At 54.9% G+C, this 18,908-nt stretch carries 16 protein-coding genes; 8 read left to right on the top strand and 8 right to left on the bottom strand.

Annotated features, from left to right (window positions below; translation table 11 throughout):
* Window positions 1–215 precede the first annotated feature (215 nt).
* Window positions 216–1,052, top strand: coding sequence for a tRNA cyclic N6-threonylcarbamoyladenosine(37) synthase TcdA (tcdA, locus tag AB5Y99_RS02185; RefSeq protein WP_323893188.1), 837 nt, complete (start codon window positions 216–218; stop codon window positions 1,050–1,052).
* Between the two features lie 21 nt (window positions 1,053–1,073).
* Here tcdA and AB5Y99_RS02190 read toward each other — a convergent pair whose 3' ends face one another.
* Both AB5Y99_RS02190 and AB5Y99_RS02195 read right to left on the bottom strand, forming a co-directional pair.
* On the bottom strand, window positions 1,074–1,508 hold the full coding sequence (locus tag AB5Y99_RS02190; protein ID WP_368208566.1) for a SufE family protein: 435 nt from the start codon (window positions 1,506–1,508) through the stop codon (window positions 1,074–1,076).
* A gap of 13 nt (window positions 1,509–1,521) precedes the next feature.
* A complete protein-coding gene (locus AB5Y99_RS02195) occupies window positions 1,522–2,742 on the bottom strand; it encodes an aminotransferase class V-fold PLP-dependent enzyme (RefSeq protein ID WP_368208568.1) in 1,221 nt (406 codons plus the stop codon).
* Window positions 2,743–2,923: 181 nt separating this feature from the next.
* On the opposite strand from AB5Y99_RS02195, the gene rep reads away from it, so the two are divergent.
* Complete coding sequence (rep, locus tag AB5Y99_RS02200) at window positions 2,924–4,936, top strand: DNA helicase Rep (protein ID WP_368208570.1); 2,013 nt, start codon at window positions 2,924–2,926, stop codon at window positions 4,934–4,936.
* A 2-nt stretch (window positions 4,937–4,938) separates the two neighbouring features.
* Here rep and AB5Y99_RS02205 read toward each other — a convergent pair whose 3' ends face one another.
* From AB5Y99_RS02205 to AB5Y99_RS02225, 5 genes are all read right to left on the bottom strand, one after another.
* A complete protein-coding gene (locus AB5Y99_RS02205; RefSeq protein WP_368208571.1) occupies window positions 4,939–7,215 on the bottom strand; it encodes a putative bifunctional diguanylate cyclase/phosphodiesterase in 2,277 nt (758 codons plus the stop codon).
* 84 nt (window positions 7,216–7,299) lie between these two features.
* Window positions 7,300–7,755, bottom strand: a complete 456-nt coding sequence (locus AB5Y99_RS02210; protein ID WP_058056430.1) for a cytochrome c5 family protein — start codon at window positions 7,753–7,755, stop codon at window positions 7,300–7,302.
* Window positions 7,756–7,952: 197 nt separating this feature from the next.
* Window positions 7,953–8,981, bottom strand: coding sequence for an L-threonine 3-dehydrogenase (gene tdh, locus AB5Y99_RS02215; protein WP_058059338.1), 1,029 nt, complete (start codon window positions 8,979–8,981; stop codon window positions 7,953–7,955).
* A gap of 55 nt (window positions 8,982–9,036) precedes the next feature.
* The gene (locus tag AB5Y99_RS02220) at window positions 9,037–10,227 is read right to left on the bottom strand and encodes a glycine C-acetyltransferase (RefSeq protein ID WP_005342487.1); all 1,191 of its coding nucleotides are present in this window, start codon (window positions 10,225–10,227) and stop codon (window positions 9,037–9,039) included.
* A gap of 115 nt (window positions 10,228–10,342) precedes the next feature.
* Window positions 10,343–10,987, bottom strand: a complete 645-nt coding sequence (locus AB5Y99_RS02225) for a TetR/AcrR family transcriptional regulator (protein ID WP_005340848.1) — start codon at window positions 10,985–10,987, stop codon at window positions 10,343–10,345.
* 158 nt (window positions 10,988–11,145) lie between these two features.
* Here AB5Y99_RS02225 and rfaD point away from each other — a divergent pair, with 158 nt between their 5' ends.
* From rfaD to AB5Y99_RS02255, 6 genes are all read left to right on the top strand, one after another.
* On the top strand, window positions 11,146–12,102 hold the full coding sequence (gene rfaD, locus AB5Y99_RS02230; RefSeq protein WP_040069912.1) for an ADP-glyceromanno-heptose 6-epimerase: 957 nt from the start codon (window positions 11,146–11,148) through the stop codon (window positions 12,100–12,102).
* 118 nt (window positions 12,103–12,220) lie between these two features.
* Window positions 12,221–13,981, top strand: a complete 1,761-nt coding sequence (locus tag AB5Y99_RS02235; RefSeq protein WP_368208573.1) for a polysaccharide deacetylase family protein — start codon at window positions 12,221–12,223, stop codon at window positions 13,979–13,981.
* Between the two features lie 39 nt (window positions 13,982–14,020).
* Complete coding sequence (locus tag AB5Y99_RS02240) at window positions 14,021–15,340, top strand: O-antigen ligase family protein (RefSeq protein ID WP_368208575.1); 1,320 nt, start codon at window positions 14,021–14,023, stop codon at window positions 15,338–15,340.
* Window positions 15,337–16,068: a glycosyltransferase family 25 protein gene (locus AB5Y99_RS02245; protein ID WP_216949936.1), complete on the top strand. Its 732-nt coding sequence runs from the start codon at window positions 15,337–15,339 to the stop codon at window positions 16,066–16,068. Before AB5Y99_RS02240 ends, AB5Y99_RS02245 begins: the two co-directional genes overlap by 4 nt.
* A 1-nt stretch (window position 16,069) precedes the next feature.
* Window positions 16,070–16,780 carry a glycosyltransferase family 32 protein gene (locus AB5Y99_RS02250; RefSeq protein WP_216949937.1) on the top strand — a complete coding sequence of 237 codons (711 nt, stop codon included), beginning with the start codon at window positions 16,070–16,072 and terminating at the stop codon, window positions 16,778–16,780.
* Between the two features lie 245 nt (window positions 16,781–17,025).
* Complete coding sequence (locus AB5Y99_RS02255) at window positions 17,026–18,225, top strand: 3-deoxy-D-manno-octulosonic acid transferase (RefSeq protein WP_100647181.1); 1,200 nt, start codon at window positions 17,026–17,028, stop codon at window positions 18,223–18,225.
* Window positions 18,226–18,267: 42 nt separating this feature from the next.
* Here AB5Y99_RS02255 and AB5Y99_RS02260 read toward each other — a convergent pair whose 3' ends face one another.
* On the bottom strand, window positions 18,268–18,807 hold the full coding sequence (locus AB5Y99_RS02260; protein WP_368208577.1) for a hypothetical protein: 540 nt from the start codon (window positions 18,805–18,807) through the stop codon (window positions 18,268–18,270).
* Window positions 18,808–18,908: the final 101 nt, after the last annotated feature.

An 18,908-nucleotide genomic window follows, 5' to 3' on the forward strand; every position in this document is an offset into this window, starting at 1 on the left:
CGAGAGTAGGACACTGCCAGGCACCAAATTTAAGAACCCCGCTCATCGAGCGGGGTTTTTTATTGTCTGAAAATCAGCAAATAGCCTGATAATTGACCGTTCATTCTCTCTTCTCCGTCGTTTTCTCTGTTTTCCCTCCCCGATTTTCTCCGGTTATGCCATCGCCGCTGGCGGTGGTTGTCGCTATAATGGCCGCCCTCAAGCAAGGTGGTGGTATGAAAGCAGAATATCTACAGCGATTCGGGGGCATTGCCCGTCTTTATGGTCAGAGCGCACTGCGTTCCTTTAGCCAGGCCAAGGTCTGTGTGGTGGGTATCGGTGGCGTGGGCTCCTGGGCGGCAGAGGCGCTGGCTCGTGCCGGCATCAACCAGGTCACCCTGATCGACATGGACGATATCTGCATCACCAACACCAATCGCCAGATCCACGCCATGCAGGGTACGGTTGGTCGCCTCAAAATCGAGGTGATGGCCGAGCGTATTCGCGCCATCAATCCTGATTGCGAAGTGATCGAGGTGGACGATTTCGTCACCGCTGATAACCTGGCCGAGCATATCAAGCGGGAGTTTGACTATGTGGTGGACGCCATCGACTCGGTCAAGGCCAAGGTGGCGCTGATTGCCTTCTGCAAGCGCAACAAGATCCCGGTGATCGTGGCCGGCGGTGCTGGCGGGCAGATGGACCCGACCCAAATTACCGTGGCCGATCTGGCCAAGACTATTCAGGATCCGTTGGCAGCCAAGGTGCGCTCCGATCTGCGCCGATTGCACAACTTCAGCAAGAATCCGGCGCGCAAATTCGGGGTGGAGTGTGTCTTCTCAACCGAGCAGCTGAGCTATCCGGATGGCAATGGTGGCACTTGTCAGGCCAAGGCAGCCAGCGATGGCACCATGAAGATGGATTGCGCCTCCGGCTTTGGCGCCGTGACGCCGGTGACGGCAACTTTCGGGCTGGTTGCTGCGTCCCGGGTATTGAAGAAAATTGCCGAGCGGGGTGCCCGCGCCGAGAAAGAGGCCGGGAATGAAAACGCCGGGTCGATTAGCGAAGCGTAATCGACCGCTGAACAAGGCGGGTTAGACTGCCTGCTCCCGGATCGCCAGCACGATCGCTCTGAGCCCGTTACCCCGTGACGGGCTCAAGTGTTTCTCAAGCCCCAGTTCGCTGAAATAGCCCTCCATATCAAAAGCCTGGATCGCCGCAGACGATTGGTGGTTGATTGCCGCCAGCACGATGACGATAAGGCCCCGCACGATGCGAGCATCGGAATCACAGGCAAAATGCCAGCAGCCATCCTCGCTCTTCTCTCCCTTCAGCCACGCCTGGCTTTCACAACCCTTGAGGCGGAATGCCTCCTGCTGCCATTCGCAGGGTAGCACCGGTAACTGCTTGCCGAGCTGGATGATGAGCCGGTACTGGTTCTCCCAGCCGTGAGCGGCGGCAAACTGCTGGCGGATGGTGTCGGCGTTGGGCTCAAGGCCAATCTGGGTATAGCTTGCGAGGTCACTCATTCGGTTGTCTGCCTTAGAAGAAGTCACTGAGTTTGTGCAGGGCGGCCAGCAGGGTGTCGACATCGTCCCGATTGTTGTAGCAGGCCAGCGAGGCGCGCATCGTGCCGCCGATCCCGAGCGACTCCATCAGCGGCATAGCGCAGTGATGGCCGACTCGCAGGGCGATCCCCTGCATATCGAGCAGGGTAGCGGCATCTTGCGGGTGGATATCCTCCAGCAGGAACGAGACCGCTCCGGCGCGCTGATTGGGTTCGCCGACCAGACGCAGCCCTGGCACCTGTTGCAGACCAGCGACCAGATAGTCGGTCAGTACCTGCTCATGCTTGGCGAGCCATTGCCGGTCTTGCGCCATCACAAAGTCGATTGCGGCGGCGAGGCCGATAGCACCAGCGATATGGGGGGTACCCGCCTCGAACTTGAAGGGCAGGGTATTGAAGGTGGTGCCGCTGAAACTGACCCGATCGATCATCTCGCCACCGGCTTGCCAGGGTGGCATCCGTTCCAATAGTTCGATGCGGCCCCACAACACGCCGATTCCGGTCGGGCCATAGAGCTTGTGACCGGAGAAGGCGTAGAAGTCGCAACCGATGGCCTGCACATCGACGCCGAGATGAGCCACCGCCTGAGCGCCGTCGATCAGGGTCAGAGCGCCGACTGCCTTGGCCGCTGCCACCATCTCTTTGACTGGATTGACGGTGCCGAGGGCATTGGAGACGTGGGCCACGCTCACCAGCCGGGTGCGTGGCCCCAGCATGGCATGATAGGCATCCAGATCGAGATCGCCTCGCTCATCGAGCGGGATGACCCGAATCACCGCGCCGGTGCGCTGGGCGACCAGTTGCCACGGGACGATATTGGCGTGGTGTTCCAGCGTGCTGAGGATGATTTCATCCCCCGCCTTGAGCTCGCTCATCCCCCAGCTCTGGGCCACCAGATTGATCGCCTCCGTGGTGCCGCGGGTCCAGATCACCTCGCGAGAGTGAGGCGCATTGATAAAGCGGGCGACCGTCTCGCGGGCAGCTTCGAAGGCGCGGGTCGCGCGGCCACTCAGGGCGTGGGCGGCACGGTGCACGTTGGCATTGTCGGCCCGATAGTAGTGAGCGATGGCATCCAGTACCGCGTGCGGCTTCTGGGTGGTGGCGGCGTTGTCCAGATAGACCAGAGGGTGGCCGTTTACCTCCTGCGCCAAGGCCGGAAACTGGCTGCGCAGTTGGTCGTGCTGTTGCTGATTCATGCTCCCCTCATCATCTGGAAAAAGTCATCATCTCGAAAGGTCGGCCATGATCCTGAAAATAGCGCCTGAACACAAGGCGCGATAAGCCCAATTGGCGGTTGCCTGCCGTGCAGCAGGTACGGCTCGTCTGGTGATTTCTGGTACAATGCCACCCCTCATCATAAGCCAAGAGATCCGGCCCATGAAGCTCAACCCCAATCAGAACGAAGCGGTCAAGTATGTTTCCGGCCCTTGCCTGGTGCTGGCGGGTGCCGGATCGGGCAAGACCCGCGTCATCACCAACAAGATTGCCTATCTGGTGCAGCAGTGTGGTTACAACGCGCGCAACATCGCCGCAGTTACCTTTACCAACAAGGCGGCACGGGAGATGAAGGAGCGGGTCGGCCAGACTTTGGGCCGCAAGGAAGCGCGGGGGCTGATGGTCTCCACCTTCCATACTCTGGGGCTCGAGATCATCCGACGGGAGCACAAGAGCCTGAATCTCAAGGCGAACTTCTCCCTGTTCGACGACACCGATCAGCTGGCGCTGCTGAAAGAGCTGACCGAGGCGGAGCTCGACAACGACAAGGACAAGCTCTCGGCCCTCATCAGCCAGATCTCCAACTGGAAGAACGACCTCATCCTGCCGGCTCGTGCCATGCGCATCGCCCGCGGCCCGGAGGAAGTGTTGTTGGCCCAGCTCTATGAGCGCTATCACCGCCAGATGGTGGCCTATAACGCGCTGGATTTTGACGACCTTATCGTGATGCCGACCCTGCTGCTCAAGAGCAATCAGGAGGTGCGCGAGCGCTGGCAGAACAAGATCCGCTATCTGCTGGTCGATGAGTATCAGGATACCAACACCAGCCAGTACGAGCTGGTGAAGCAGATTGTCGGTGAGCGGGCCCGTTTTACCGTGGTGGGGGATGATGACCAGTCGATCTACTCCTGGCGCGGTGCCAAGCCGCAGAATCTGGTGTTGCTGAGCGAAGATTTTCCCAATCTGCGGCTTATCAAGCTGGAGCAGAACTACCGCTCCAAGCGGCGTATCCTCAAGTGCGCCAACATCCTGATCGCCAACAACCCGCACGTCTATGACAAGGCGCTCTTCTCCGAGCTGGATGAGGGGGTGAAGCTCAAGGTGCTGTTCGCCAAGAACGAGGAGCACGAAGCGGAGCGGATCGCCGCCGAGATGATGGGCCACAAGTTCATGAATCGCACCCGGTTCAAGGATTACGCCATCCTCTACCGGGGCAACCATCAGTCGCGCATCTTCGAGAAGGCGCTGATGACCAACCGCATTCCCTATCGTATCTCCGGCGGCACCTCGTTTTTCTCCCGCACCGAGATCAAGGACATCATGGCCTACCTCAAGTTGCTGGTGAACCCGGACGAGGACACCGCCTTCCTGCGGGTGGTCAACCTGCCGCGCCGCGAGATTGGCCCTACCACGCTCGAAAAACTGGGTCAGTATGCCAATCAGCGCGGCAAGAGCCTGTTTGCTGCCAGCTTCGAGCTGGGGCTGGAGCAGCATCTCTCCGGCCGTGGCCTCGTCGCCCTGCAGGCATTCACCAACTGGCTGGTTCGCCTTGGCGATCAAGCGCTGCGCGGCAATCCGGTGGAGGCGGTGCGGGACATGATCAAGGAGATCCACTACGAAGAGTGGCTCTACGAGACCTCCCCCAGCCCGAAAGCGGCCGAGATGCGGATGCAGAACGTCTCCACCCTCTATCGCTGGATCACCGAGATGCTGGAAGGGGATGAGTTGGAGGAGTCGATGACGCTGGCTCAGGTGGTCACTCGCCTCACCCTGCGCGACATGATGGAACGCAACGAAGGGGAGGATGATGCCGATCAGGTGCAGTTGATGACGCTGCATGCCTCCAAGGGGTTGGAGTTCCCCTATGTCTACATGGTGGGGATGGAGGAGGGCTTGCTCCCCCACCAGACCAGCATCGACGAGGACAATGTGGAGGAGGAGCGGCGTCTCGCCTACGTGGGGATCACCCGGGCTCAGACCGAACTGACCTTCACCCTCTGCAAGGAGCGGCGTCAGTTTGGCGAGTCGGTACGTCCGGAGCCGAGCCGCTTCCTGCTGGAGCTGCCGCAGGATGACCTTGAATGGGAAAACCAGAAGAAGGTGACTGCCGAGGAGCGCCAGCAGAAGGGGCAGGTCGGTGTTGCCAACCTGCGGGCGTTGTTCAAGAAGGATTAACCCTAAGGATTGGCCGGGGTCAGTAGCGGTACTATGTCTGCTCCCGGCATGGGCGGTGAGATATAGCGCCCTTGCCCCATCCGGCAGCCGATATCAATCAGCTTCTGCAACTGCTGCTGGTTCTCGATCCCCTCGACCACCAGGGTGTAATCGAGATCCTGACAGATATCCCGCATGGCGCGGATCAGCGCCAAATCTTTGGGTGATTGCAGCATCCGCTGGGTAAAGCTGTCATCCACCTTGATGTAATCCACCGGGAAGTGGAACAGGGCGTTGAGGGAGGAGAAGCCGGTGCCGAAATCATCGAGGCTGATCTGGATACCCTTGGCCCTCAGGTCATGCAGGGATGCCAGCGTATCGGAATCTTGCCGCGACAGCTCCCGCTCGTTGAATTCAAAAATCAGATAGCCGGGGGCGACCCCCTCCTCTTCGATAATTCCCATCAGCCGCATGATGTGGTCATGGTTGACCAGATGCTTGCCCGACAGATTGATGGCGACCTTGAACTTGCCCTGCCCGGAGATTGGCAGCCAGTTCTTCAGTTGCTGACAGGTGTGACGCAGGATCTGGTAATCCAGCTCCAGTATCAGACCGCACTGCTCTGCCAGCGGAATAAAGTCGAACGCATCCTTCAGAATCCCCTCCTCGGTCAGCCAGCGCGCCATCACCTCCAGTCCGGTCAGGCGGCTATCCTGCAGCCGGATCACCGGCTGGAAATAGGGGACGATACGCCCCTCCCGCAGGGCTCTGGCCAGCATCTCTTCCGGCGAATTCCAGTTCTGGTTGATGCAATCATCCGAGTAGCTGACGATGCGACTGCGACCATTGCGCTTGGCCTGATACATGGCCAGATCGGCCTGATGGAGCAGCTGGCTGATATCTGAGGTTTGCTCGGAGACGCTCGATACCCCAAGGCTGACGGTAATGCTCAGCTCGTTGCCGAGTAGCCGGAACGGGTAGGAGAGACGGCTGATAATGCGGTTGAGCACCGGGCTGATGTCATCGTCGCTCTTGCTGCTGTCCAGATAGATGACAAACTCGTCGCCCCCCAGTCTGGCCACCAGATCGTTTTGCCGGATGCAGGTCTGCAGGCGGCGGCTCACCTCCTTGAGCAGCTGATCGCCAGCACTGTGGCCCAGGGTGTCATTGATCTGCTTGAAATGATCCACATCGATAAAAATCACCGCGAATCCCGGTGACTTGTAGCGGTTGTAGTGGGTCATGGCGTGGTTGAGGTGGTTCATCAACAGTGCGCGGTTGGGCAGCTGGGTCAGCGGGTCGTGAAGCGCATCGAATTGCAGCCGCCGTTCCAGCTCCTGATGCTGCTTGAGCTGCTTTTGCAGCCTGAGGTTGGTCTGACGCAGCTGTTGCAGCCGCTGGTTGATGGAGTCTTCGGTATTGATGTCGTTGAGCTGCTGGCGGATCCGTCTCAGCTCCAGCAGCAGGGTGAGCTGGCCACGCAGGAAGTCTAGAAACAGCTTGTCGTCGGTCTCCAGCGGTTGAGCCGTGCTGATGATGAAGTGGGCGAAGTACTGTTGTTGCAGCCGCAGCGGCATGCTGTGCCAGTAGCGTGACTCCCTGCTCACCTCGATATTGCTGGTGCTGTGGCATAAGCCACTGATGAACTCGTCTCCCTGATGGGGATGGGCGGGGTAGATCTTTTCCAGCTTCTGACTGGTTAACCTGACCAGCAGCATGTCCTCGATGGTGAGCATCTGGCGCAGTACCGCTTCCAGCTGGGAGAAGAGCGCCTGAGCTGGCAGGGTATTGGCGAGCCGCATGATGCGGCTGATGCTCTCGATTTTCTTTTTCCAGTTCGGGTCTTTGCGAATCAGCGGCGAAGGGAGCTCGGTGAGATGGGAGCCCGCCTGGGTTTCAGTCAGCCGTTTGGCCAGACACTCCAGCAGCAGACGCAGTGTCGGCAGGTCGGCTGGTGTGCCACGCGCCAGCAACCACTGTATCTGGCCATGCTCGATGGGGAAGACGCACCACCCTTCGGCTTCATCCAGCTGGGTGAGTTGATCGGTGATGCGGGACTGCTCACGGCCCAGCTGTTGCTTGAAGATGTCGCTGACCTTGTAGGCGTAAAGCCAGTTTAGACCGGTATCGGAGAGGCCCAGCATGCCGAAATGTTGCAGCGGGCAGAGTTGGTCAATCTGCTGGATCAGGGCATCGTAATCGTCAGACGTGGCGGTTTGTGGCGCCGGGAAGTCCATAATGGCAGAGACCAACGCCAACAGAGGAGTTGAGTAGTGGGGTTCGATGGATTGGGACGACATGTGCAACTCCCGATATGTCTACCTTACAAGAGTAGTCGGAAGCCGATAGATTGAAAGGGCCGCAATTGCGGCCCTTTCAAATACTTACAGCTTGTCGATCATGTAGTGGATGGCGTTTTCAATCTCTTCATCACTACAGTTCGCACAGGTGCCGCGTGGAGGCATCATGCCGGACTTGCCGGTAAAGCCTTCAATGGCATGTTTCTTGAGAGTATCAATGCCCTGGGCGATGCGAGGATCCCAAGCGGCCTTGTCACCCCGTTTGGGGGCTCCAGCGGCGCCAGTGTCGTGACAGGCAAAGCAGGCGCCCTTGTATACCGTTTCGCCATCGCGGGGACCGGAGGAGGCGGTCGCAGCAGGAGCAGCACTCGCGCCGGCAATACCTTCCAGATCCTTGGCGGTATAGACCTGACCGATTGGTTTGATCCGCTCGGCAATGGCCTCCGGTGACATCTCATCGGCAGCAAGCACTGCCCCAGACAAGCTGGCGGCCGTCATCCCGACAGCCAGCAAATAGCTCAGTTTTTTCAACACGCTCATATACTCCCAGCAGTCTTTTATTATCCATGTAAACGACGGGATTATAACCGAATAGTTACAGCCATTTAAACGCTTGTGTGTGAAGTGTTAAACACTCTGCGTACAAAGTTTTGGGCGATATCACGGCAATTCGGGTGGTGGAGATAAAAAGAAACCCGGCATTCGCCAGGTTTCGGGTACCCAAGGGGTGAAATGGGTTATTTATCCCAGCTCAGGATCACCTTGCCGGAGTGGCCGGAGCGCATCGCATCGAACCCCTGCTGGAATTCGTCGATGTGGAATCTGTGGGTGATGATGGGGGAGAGATCCAGCCCGGACTGGATCAGGCTGGCCATTTTGTACCAGGTCTCGAACATCTCGCGGCCATAGATCCCTTTGATAAACAGCCCCTTGAAGATCACCTTGTTCCAGTCGATGGCCATGGTGGAGGGCGGGATGCCAAGCATGGCGATCTTGCCGCCGTGGTTCATCTTGTCGAGCATCTCCTGGAAGGCGCTCGGGACGCCGGACATCTCCAGCCCCACGTCGAAGCCTTCGGTCATGCCCAGCTCGCTCATCACGTCGGCCAGCTTCTCCTTGGCCACGTTGACCGCGCGGGTGGCGCCCATCTTGCGGGCCAGCTCCAGCCGGTATTCGTTGACGTCGGTGATCACCACGTGGCGCGCACCCACATGACGGCAGACGGCGGCTGCCATGATGCCGATGGGGCCCGCACCAGTGATGAGCACATCTTCACCCACCAGATCGAAGGAGAGGGCGGTGTGCACCGCATTGCCAAACGGGTCGAAGATGGCAGCCAGCTCGTCCGGGATATTGTCCGGCAGCTTGAAGGCGTTGAACGCAGGGATCACCAGATACTCGGCAAAGGCGCCCGGGCGGTTGACGCCAACACCAATGGTGTTGCGGCAGAGGTGAGTGCGGCCAGCGCGGCAGTTACGGCAGTGACCGCAGGTGATATGCCCTTCACCGGAGACCCGATCGCCGATGGCGAAGCCGCGCACCTCCTGACCGATGGCGACCACTTCCCCAACATATTCATGGCCGACCACCATGGGTACCGGAATGGTCTTCTGGGACCACTCGTCCCAGTTGTAGATATGGATATCGGTGCCGCAGATGGCGGTTTTGCGGATCTTGATCAGCAGGTCGTTGTGGCCGAGCTCGGGGGCCGCGACATCCGTCATCCAGATGCCGACCTCTTTGTGCAGTTTGGAGAGTGCTTTCATGGCTGTTCCTTCAATATGAATGCAGAAAAAAGGGGCTGCAGCCCCTTGATTCAAATCAGATAACGCCGAGTTCACGGCCGATGCGGATAAAGGCGTCGATCGCCTTGTCCAGCTGCTCGCGGGTGTGAGCGGCAGACATCTGGGTGCGAATGCGGGCCTGACCCTTGGGCACGACCGGGAAGGAGAAGCCCACCACATAGATGCCAGCTGCCAGCATGCGGCTCGCCATTTCGGAGGCGAGTTTGGCATCCCCCAGCATCACCGGAATGATGGCGTGGTCGGCACCAGCCAGAGTGAAGCCGGCGGCACTCATCCGCTCGCGGAAGTAACGGCTGTTCTCTTTCAGGCGGGCGCGCAGGTCGTGACCTTCCGCCAGCATGTCGATCACCTTGATAGTGGCGGCAACGATGGAGGGAGCCAGCGAGTTGGAGAAGAGGTACGGGCGGGAGCGCTGACGCAGCCAGTCGATCACCTCTTTCTTGCCGGAGGTATAGCCGCCGGATGCGCCGCCGAGCGCCTTGCCCAGAGTGCCGGTGATGATGTCGACCCGATCCATCACGCCGCAATATTCGTGGGTGCCACGACCGTTTTCGCCGATAAAGCCGACGGCGTGGGAGTCATCCACCATCACCAGCGCATCGTATTTGTCTGCCAGATCGCAGATGGATTTGAGGTCGGCGATGACCCCATCCATGGAAAAGACGCCGTCGGTGGCGATCAGCTTGAAGCGGGCGCCGTCGGCATCAGCCTGCTTGAGCTGAGCTTCCAGTTCGGCCATGTCGTTGTTGGCGTAGCGATAACGCTTGGCCTTGCACAGCCGCACGCCGTCGATGATGGAGGCGTGGTTGAGGGCATCGGAGATGATGGCATCTTCGGCGCCGAACAGGGTCTCGAACAGGCCGCCATTGGCGTCGAAGCAGGAGGAGTAGAGGATGGTGTCTTCAGTGCCGAGGAAGGCAGACATCTTCTGCTCCAGCGCTTTGTGCTGATCCTGGGTGCCGCAGATGAAGCGTACCGAGGCCATGCCGAAGCCGTGGCTGTCGAGTCCCTGATGGGCGGCGGCGATCAGATCCGGGTGGTTGGCCAATCCCAGATAGTTGTTGGCACAAAAGTTCAGTACCTGCTCACCGCCGACGGCGATGCTGGCCTGTTGGGCGGAGGTGATGATGCGCTCCTGCTTGTACAACCCTTCAGCTTGCACCTGGTTCAGTTGCTCGGTCAGGTGACGATAGAATCCGTTAGACATCCTCGATCCTTAGTGGCTATTTCAGCTGCGTATCAACAGAGGGCGACATTTTACTGCAATCTGTTGCGGTAAATTCAAATGATTGTGCTGATATTCAACAAATGTGAAACAGATCTCACCCAGCTGGTTGGGCCAGCTGACGGTAGTGCTGTTCCAGTTGCTGGATCTGTCCGGCCACCTGGGGTTGCACATAGGGGCGCAGCAGGAACAGCACCTTTAATACGCCCTGATAGAGCAGCGGTTTGGTGATGCGGGTGTTGGGGGCCTGGGCAATCTGGAACGGGATCCAGCAGGTCACCACCATCTTGATGGTCTGGCCCAGATCCGGCAGGTCTTCATCGCTGACATCGATAATGCCGCCTTCGCGCAGGCTTCTGAGCAGCGCGACCACGGAAGAGCGCATCTGCTCCTGGGCCTTGAGGTACTTCTGTTGCAGCGGTTCGTCACGGCTCAGGATGTCCGGCAGGTTGGCGTAGAAGAAGCGGAACTGCCACATCAGATAGAAGATGGCATCGAGATAGCCCATCAGATCCTGCAGGGTGATTTCACGGTTGCGGGTCGGCACGAAGCTCTCGCTCAGGTGACGGGCATACTGGTCGAAGATGGAGTGGATGATGTCTTCTTTATTGCGGAAGTGGTAGTAGAGGTTGCCCGGGCTGATGCCCATGTGCGCCGCAATATGGTTGGTGGTAATGTTGCGTTCACCCTGATCGTTGAACAGCTCGGTCGCGCTGTGAATGATCCTGTCTCTGGTTTTCATCACTCATTCCTCCAACAGGTTCCGCTCGGGGCAGTTTTGAACAAGGTCGAATCCCCGGACGGCCCGTGATAAACTTTTCGGCAATTTCAAATTGGCTCACTATACACAGCTTTAACAAGCAGTCACATGTAGCCATCAACGTACGAGAGGCAAACTCCATGATCGTAGTAACTGGCGGTGCTGGCTTTATCGGCAGCAATCTGGTCAAGCAGCTGAACGCTCAAGGACGGACCGATATCGTGGTCATTGATGACCTGACCGACGGCACCAAGTTCGTCAACCTGGTCGATCTGACCATCGCTGACTACATGGACAAAGACGAGTTTCAGGCTCGGATCGTCTCCGGCGACGAGTTTGAAGAGTGGGACAACGGTATCGAGGTGATCTTCCACGAAGGCGCCTGCTCTGCTACCACCGAATGGAACGGCAAGTTCATCATGGAGGTCAACTACGAGTACTCCAAGGATCTGTTCCACTACTGCATCGAGCGTGAAATCCCGTTTATTTACGCCTCTTCTGCCGCGACCTACGGTGGCCGCAATGACAACTTCATCGAAGATCCCAAGTTCGAACAGCCGCTCAACGTCTACGGCTACTCCAAGCAGCTGTTTGACCAGTACGTGCGCCGCTGGATGCCGGAGATCAACTCTCAGGTCGTTGGCCTCAAGTACTTCAACGTCTACGGCCCGCGCGAGCAGCACAAGGGCTCCATGGCTTCCGTTGCCTTCCACCTCAATACCCAGGTGAAGAAGGGCGAGAATCCCAAGCTGTTCGAAGGTTGCGATGGCTTCCCGAACGGTGGTCAGATGCGTGACTTCATCTATATCGACGACGTCTGCAAGGTAAACCTCTGGTTCTGGCAGAACCCGCAGCATTCCGGCATCTTCAACTGCGGTACCGGCCGTGCCGAGCCGTTCCAGAACGTGGCCGAAGCGGTGATCAAGCATCATCAGAAGGGTTCTATCGAATACATTCCCTTCCCGGATCACCTCAAGGGTCGCTACCAGAGTTTCACCCAGGCTGACATGACCAAGCTGCGCAGCGTGGGTTATGACGCCGAGTTCAAAACCGTTGCCGAAGGGGTAGCGGATTACATGGCCTGGCTCAACCGCTAACGGGTGAGCACAACGCGGCAGTTTGAGCGCAAAACCGGAAGTGGGCTCTCGCCTGCTTCCGGTTTCTGGTCTCTGTGGCTGCTTGCCGTTCCTCTCTTCTCTACCGGGTAACCGCGCGATGAATATATTGATGGCACTCTCCCAGCTCGAGGTAACGGGAGCTGAGGTCTATGCCACCACGGTCGGTAACGAACTGACCCGGCGTGGTCACCACGTCTTTTATGTGTCAGATACCCTGACCAAGCCGACGCTTGGTCCCGTCTTCAAGCTGAGATTCAACAAGCGCAGCATTCTGCGCCGCTTCTGGCACGTCTTTTACCTCATCTATCTCATCAAGAAGCACCATATCCAGTTGGTGCATGCTCACTCCCGCGCCTCCGGCTGGAGCAGCTATGTCGCTTGCAAACTGACTGGCACACCAATGATTACCACGGTTCATGGTCGCCAGCCGGTGCACGCTTCGCGCAAGGCATTCCATGCCCTTGGGCTTAGGGCGGTTGCCGTTTGTGAGGATATTGCCCATCAGATTGTCGACAATCTGGGGGTGGATCCCGCGATCGTGCAGGTGCTGCGCAACGGTATCGAAACCGACAAATTCCAGCCTGTGCCTGCGCCGGATAATCCAAAGCCGGTGATTGCCATCATCGGGCGCCTGAGCGGCCCCAAGGGGGAGCTCTGTTACCGTCTGCTCGACGAAGTGCTCGATCTGGATGCCTGTCGAGTGCAGATTGTCAGCGGTACCAAGGTGCCGGAGCGCTTTGCCCGTTTCGAAGGACGCGCCGAGTTTGTTGGCTATGTCGCTGATATCCCCGCTCTGCTGGCGAGTTGCGATCTGGTGATCGGCGCCGGTCGGGTAGCGATGGAAGCACTGCTCTGTGGTCGGCCCGCCTTTGCCATTGGTGAAGCCAGGGCCATTGGTCTGGTGACCGAACAGAATCTGGATGATGCTCTGGCGAGTAATTTTGGCGATATCGGCCCCAAGGATCTGGCTATCGATTTTGCTGCCCTGAAGGGAGAAATCGAGACCGCCCTGGCCAGCAAGACGGTGCCGGAAGTCATTCGGCAGCGCATTCAGGATGAGTATGGCTTGCAGGGGGTAGTATCTGGCCTCGAAACCATCTATCAGGATGCCGTAGTCGAAACCCTGCGCCGCGAGATGCCCGTCATCATGTACCACCGCTTTATCGAACAGGATAGCGAGAAAGGGGTGCATGGCACCTGGATGCCGATCACCATGTTCGAGAAGCATCTGCGACTGATGAAGTGGCTAGGCTACGAAACCCTGACTTTCCGCGATTTGGCGGACAAAGGCTTTATCCACCGTCTGCAATACGGCAAGAAGTACCTGATGATCACTGCCGATGACGGCTATCAGGACAACCTGACCCGCATGCTGCCACTGCTGGAAAAATATGGTTACAAAGCCGTGGTGTACGTGGTCACCGGTGAAGGCTATAACCGTTGGGATGTGGAGCATCCGACCAATCCGGACACCAAGGTCTCATTGATGAGTGGTGAGCAGGTCAAGGCGCTGGCCGCCAGCGGTCATGTGGAAATTGGTGGTCATACCCTGACTCACCCCCGCTTGAGCAAGCTCACACCCGAACAACAAGCCCATGAAATTCAGGAGAATAAACGCCAACTGGAGGCCCTGCTTGGCCATCCGCTGCTCTCGTTCGCCTACCCTTATGGAGATATGAACGAGAGTGCCAAGGAGCAGGCTATCGCCGCTGGGTATCGTTTTGCCGTCGCTACCAATAGCGGCCCCAAAGCGATGCACCAGGACCCTTTCCAGATCCGCCGGATTGCTATCTTCCCCCGAACCGATGTGTTCGGATTGTGGCGCAAAATTCGCGGGAATTATGTGTTCAGGAAGTGAACTGATAGCTTCCTGCCATACTCAAGGTAATTAATAGGTATGACAGACTCTATAAAGCGATACTTGGAGAGTGAGCGTTGCTCATCATTAATGTTTCTCTCCATTATATGCTACGTGATGTTTAAAGATTCATTTCAGGTTGTTGGCGATTTCTTTCAAACCGTTATGATTATTGGTGGTTTGGTAGCAATAGCAGTGTATCGGGATTTTTTTTCCAGAAATGTAGTATTTTGGTTGCTGGTAATTGGAGGAGTAATTCAGTTCGCAAGCTGGTTTATGTCAACTAGAACTATACCTGAACTCGCACAGCCTACTCCTAATCTCAAACCGTTTTCTTATTTAATGGTGTTTCTTGTCGTGGCTTTTTGGCTCAAGGGGTCACTTAAGCGATCTATCGTGACACTACTTGCATTTTCTGTTGGTAGTGTTTTTACGTTGTTTTATTACTCTGATTTTTTTGAACAATTTATAATTGGAATGCACGGTAGTCGAGTAGACTTTGGCTATAGAAATGCGCAGCATGGTTCCTTGATAATAGGCGCAGCTTTCATTTTTACACTTTGGTTTATATATACTATTGCGCCACGAAAAATAAATAACAAAAGTATTGTTGTTTCAATATCATGTTTGTTTTTGGTTCTTTTAGGGGCATTGTTGATGATGTTACAGTCAAGACAATCTTGGCTGGCAGTGTTCATATCTATATTTTTGATACCATTGTTGTATGCTTATTTTAGAGACAGGGTTTCACTCAGAAAGATTATCATGCTATATGGTATATTATTCGTCATCGGAATTCTCATATATCATGTTGATTTTGTTCATAATCGTATTTATGCTGGCTTTTCACATCCAGGTGATTTACATAACATGTTATCAGGGAACTGGCGGGAGGTGAAAGATATAAGTATTGGTGTCAGGCTACAGACATGGCTGGAGGCGATTAATTGGTTTTATTCTCATCCTATTTTTGGTACCGGTGATGGCAGTCGTTCTTTAGTGATTACTCAGTCAACTGTTTTGCCTGACTATATTAAGGCGGAATTTAGACATCTGCATAATTCAAATTTTGAAACTGCAGTTTCTTATGGTGCAATGGGGCTCGTATTCACCTATGTACTGATGTGTTATCCTGTATACAAGGCTGTGAGGAGTAATGCTCCTACCTTAATAAAAGGTATTGCCATTAGTTTCTTGATCTATTGGCTAATAATTAACAATTTTGAATCGTTCTTGTATATGCGTTCAGGTCAATGGGTTTTCAATACCTTTATGGGAACAGTGTATTCATTTGCATTATATAGTGACTTTCTTGAATATCAATCTCGCCGAAATAAATTGGACGAATATAATATATGAAAATTTTTATTGTCAGCTTAAAAAATGCTGAGTCTCGCCGTGAGCGAGTTAAGCGAGTTTTGGCAGAACTTGATGTTGAGTTTGAATTTTTTGATGCAATAAATGGTTTTGCTGGACTGCCCGAAAGATTACAAGGGTGTCCGGATGATATGCACCGAAAATTATTAAGAAGTCGTCCACTGACTCCTGGTGAGAAAGGCTGCTATGCAAGTCATTATTTACTATGGGAGAAATGCATAGAGCTAAATGAGCCGATAATTGTCCTTGAGGATGATTTTCTACCGACAAGATATTTCTGTGATATATTCGAAGCCCTACCTAAACTACATGAAAAATATGAGTATTTGAAGCTGGAGCCGCAGATCGGTGACGCGACGGTACTGGAATATGAGCATGGAATACAAACAATACTCTGGCATAACAATGTTAGGTGGACGACGGGATATAGTATTAATCCTGAAGGAGCCAGAAAGCTGGTTGATTGCAGTAGCAGATGGCTATGTTCAGTAGATAACTTTATTGGTGAGTCATATCGACACAAAGTCCAGTCAGTCGGTGTGCTACCATATGCAATATATAGTCCCGGTGATATGGAGAGTGGAATTCAAAACAAAGTAGCCTTGGCTAAGGTGCCACTACTTTTTAAGGCATCTCGAGAAATATATAGATTTTATCGCTTTGTAAGAATGTATTTTTGGAATAAAAAATATAAAAATCAGAAGGGGTAACATGAAAACTACAAAAAATAATGTAGAAATAGGTTGTGATAAAATACATGCAATATGGTTGGGAGACCGCTTGCCACCACTTGCTCATGTATGTATTGATGATTGGAGTAAGCAGGGGTACAAATATAAGATATGGTTAGATTGTGACCCTAAAATAAAAAATTGGATCGCTGGGTGTGAATTTTCCAGGCGATGCTATGAAAAGGGTCTCTATGCTTTTGTGACTGATTATCTTCGCTTGAAAATTCTTGCTGAAGAGGGTGGTCTATATATGGATACGGATGTTACAATAAATAAAAATCCGTTTGCTATTTTCCATGGCTATAATTTTGGGGTTGGTTATGAAGAGGGTGATAGAATTGGTACGGCAATAATTTACGCCAAGCAGGATTCTTCTACATTAGCACGGTTGATCCATTTCTACGAGAATGAAATCATGAATTCAGAGCTCTATATGGGGCCTGATATTATGACCTATATTCTTAAAAATGAATCTATTGTGGAAAATGTTGGGGTTTTTGATAAACATTATTTTTATGATTATAGTGGCGAAAAAATAAATTATACTCCACACCCAGATAGATATGTAACACACTGGTTTCAACATAGTTGGAAACGCTCAAACGGATTAGTATTCCTGAAATCAAAACATAAGGGTATGTTGGGGTTTCTATATGAATATCAAAAAGAGCTATTTCGCTTCAGGAGTTAAGGAATGATACACTTTTTGCATTCATTCTTAACGCTTGATGTCGATGATAAAATGTGAGTTGCAGTTGGGAAACATTGGTGAATAACTGTTAAAGTTCCAGTCAAATTTTTCTGGTTGGTATGAATTTGATGGTTGTGTTTAGTGAGCGCTACAGCAAGATGATGTTTGGGGCCGTTATTTTGTCTGGGCTGATGTTATCTTGGTTGTTCTTTAGCCACCAACTCCTCACCGGCGATCAGACCCAGATGCTCTACAAGGGTTACCTTGGGGCTTATGAGGGGGTCTGGCTCAGCTATGGCAATGCGGCGAGTGCGGTGGGCAATGTGCCGGGGAGTTTGTCGGCCTGGCTGATTGGCGGGCCGCTGTTGCTGTGGGATTCTCCCTATGCTCCCATGGTGTTGCTGCTGGCGATGCGGTTGGTCGGATTCCTGCTGTTTGATGCAGTGATCCGTCAGGTGTTTGATGACAGGGTACGTCTGCTGTTTCTGGTGCTCTGCTGGCTCAACCCCTGGTTCCAGTACGAGAGTCTGCTCTACAACCCCTCCTATCTGTTCCTTTTCTCGGCCATGCACTGCTGGTCTGCCTGGCATATGCGCGAGCGGGCCTCCTTCTGGCACATGATCGTTCACCTGCTGGCCATCGGCATGGCGATGCAGCTGCACTACTCCTGGCCGCTGCTGGCGGTAATGTCCACCTATCTGTTCTGGCGCCGCATTCTCAAGGTGAGCTGGAGCGGGGTGGTGGTGGCTACCCTGCTGATTGGTGCCTCCCTGATCCCTTACGCCATGGAAGTGATGAGCAACAGCCACATCACCCAGAACGTCGATCCCGAGGCGCGCCAGCGCTATATCGGCTGGGGGCTGGTGCATGTCTATCCGGTGCTGAAATCAGTTCTCTACTGGCTGCGCTACGGCTCCTGGCTGTTTGCCAGCAAGCTGGTCAACGACACCCAGTTCATCTGGCTGGCTGGGCACGAATACCTGCAGATGGCGGCCATCTGGCTGTGGCGGGTGGTGATCTACGGAGTGGGCTCGGCCACCGTGCTGCTGGCAGCAAAGGCCAACTGGCAGCTGTGGCGTGAACTCAAGCCGCGCCTGCTGCGCAGCGACCGCGCGCCAGTGGATGGTGAAAGCTGGCTCGGTCTCTATGCGCTGGCGGCGGTGCTGGCGGTGCTGGTGAGTGCGGCGCTCTCGCCCATCATCTTCAACTACTGGCACCTGATGCTGATCTTCCCCTACGCCCTGTTCCCGATCCTGCTTTTGCTGGTGCGCTGGAGCCGTCGTCATCCGCAGTGGGTTGGCAAGGGGCTGCTGGCGGCAACTCTGTTCTGCACCGCTGTGAACCTGATCGCGGCGTGCGACAGCACCAAGTTCTCCTATCAGGCGGACTACAAAACCCAGGTGCTGGAGTATCTGCAAGAGATGAAGCTGCAACCCAAGCAGTGAGTCATCCACGGCCAGCTCCCCGATCTCGGGGGCTGGCTGTCACTATTCTAAACGGTCCATATGGGCGAAGTTTTTGGCTTCGGCAACCCAACCCTCACGCCCTTGCTTGTCCCGAATTTTTACCCACCACTGGTTTTGCGGTGACCGGCCGTATCTGATCTCTTTGCGCGCATAGTCATAATCGAGGATGTAGGTTTTGCCCTTGTACCAGAACAGGCTATTGCCTTCGCCCAGTCCGCCGAGGATATAAAGCGTTTCCCCTGCCTTCATATTCAACAGCGGCCCTTTTCCCTCCTCGTTGTAGCCCAGCTTGACCGATCTGAGTATTTCGACGATCCCCGGTAGTTCGGTAATGACAACCCCGGTCAGTCCTTCCACCTGCTGGCCGCGGGGTAGACGGAACAGCGCTTTGGCCGTCAGGGATGGTTCGGCTCTGACGATCACCTCTTGCTTGGTGGTCCACGACTGATAGGTACAACCCTCAAACGGGCAGCGACCCCAGTCGTAATAGGGCAGGCGCGGCTTTTCATCAGAATTTACGGTCGTGGCAAACAACGACAACAACAGCAAAAACAGTCTCATGAATCTACCTGTCCGGCGGGGCGCTCATCCGCCGGTTTAATGAATGGGGCCGCACTATATCTCAAGAGACCAAAATCCATCAAAGCCGCGGAAGTATTGAT

The sequence above is a fragment of the Aeromonas sp. R4-2 genome, from assembly GCF_040908295.1.
In the GTDB taxonomy this organism is placed as follows: domain Bacteria; phylum Pseudomonadota; class Gammaproteobacteria; order Enterobacterales; family Aeromonadaceae; genus Aeromonas; species Aeromonas veronii.

Excerpts from the sequence above, each read along its gene's own strand:
- AB5Y99_RS02225 (WP_005340848.1), bottom strand. The coding sequence starts at position 10,987 with ATGAAAACCAGAGACAGGATCATTCACAGCGCGACCGAGCTGTTCAAC.
- AB5Y99_RS02255 (WP_100647181.1), top strand. The coding sequence starts at position 17,026 with ATGCTCTACAAGGGTTACCTTGGGGCTTATGAGGGGGTCTGGCTCAGC.
- rep (WP_368208570.1), top strand. The coding sequence starts at position 2,924 with ATGAAGCTCAACCCCAATCAGAACGAAGCGGTCAAGTATGTTTCCGGC.
- AB5Y99_RS02210 (WP_058056430.1), bottom strand. The coding sequence starts at position 7,755 with ATGAGCGTGTTGAAAAAACTGAGCTATTTGCTGGCTGTCGGGATGACG.
- AB5Y99_RS02190 (WP_368208566.1), bottom strand. The coding sequence starts at position 1,508 with ATGAGTGACCTCGCAAGCTATACCCAGATTGGCCTTGAGCCCAACGCC.
- AB5Y99_RS02220 (WP_005342487.1), bottom strand. The coding sequence starts at position 10,227 with ATGTCTAACGGATTCTATCGTCACCTGACCGAGCAACTGAACCAGGTG.
- AB5Y99_RS02195 (WP_368208568.1), bottom strand. The coding sequence starts at position 2,742 with ATGAATCAGCAACAGCACGACCAACTGCGCAGCCAGTTTCCGGCCTTG.
- tdh (WP_058059338.1), bottom strand. The coding sequence starts at position 8,981 with ATGAAAGCACTCTCCAAACTGCACAAAGAGGTCGGCATCTGGATGACG.
- AB5Y99_RS02245 (WP_216949936.1), top strand. The coding sequence starts at position 15,337 with ATGAAAATTTTTATTGTCAGCTTAAAAAATGCTGAGTCTCGCCGTGAG.
- AB5Y99_RS02250 (WP_216949937.1), top strand. The coding sequence starts at position 16,070 with ATGAAAACTACAAAAAATAATGTAGAAATAGGTTGTGATAAAATACAT.
- AB5Y99_RS02235 (WP_368208573.1), top strand. The coding sequence starts at position 12,221 with ATGAATATATTGATGGCACTCTCCCAGCTCGAGGTAACGGGAGCTGAG.
- AB5Y99_RS02260 (WP_368208577.1), bottom strand. The coding sequence starts at position 18,807 with ATGAGACTGTTTTTGCTGTTGTTGTCGTTGTTTGCCACGACCGTAAAT.
- rfaD (WP_040069912.1), top strand. The coding sequence starts at position 11,146 with ATGATCGTAGTAACTGGCGGTGCTGGCTTTATCGGCAGCAATCTGGTC.
- AB5Y99_RS02240 (WP_368208575.1), top strand. The coding sequence starts at position 14,021 with ATGACAGACTCTATAAAGCGATACTTGGAGAGTGAGCGTTGCTCATCA.
- AB5Y99_RS02205 (WP_368208571.1), bottom strand. The coding sequence starts at position 7,215 with ATGTCGTCCCAATCCATCGAACCCCACTACTCAACTCCTCTGTTGGCG.
- tcdA (WP_323893188.1), top strand. The coding sequence starts at position 216 with ATGAAAGCAGAATATCTACAGCGATTCGGGGGCATTGCCCGTCTTTAT.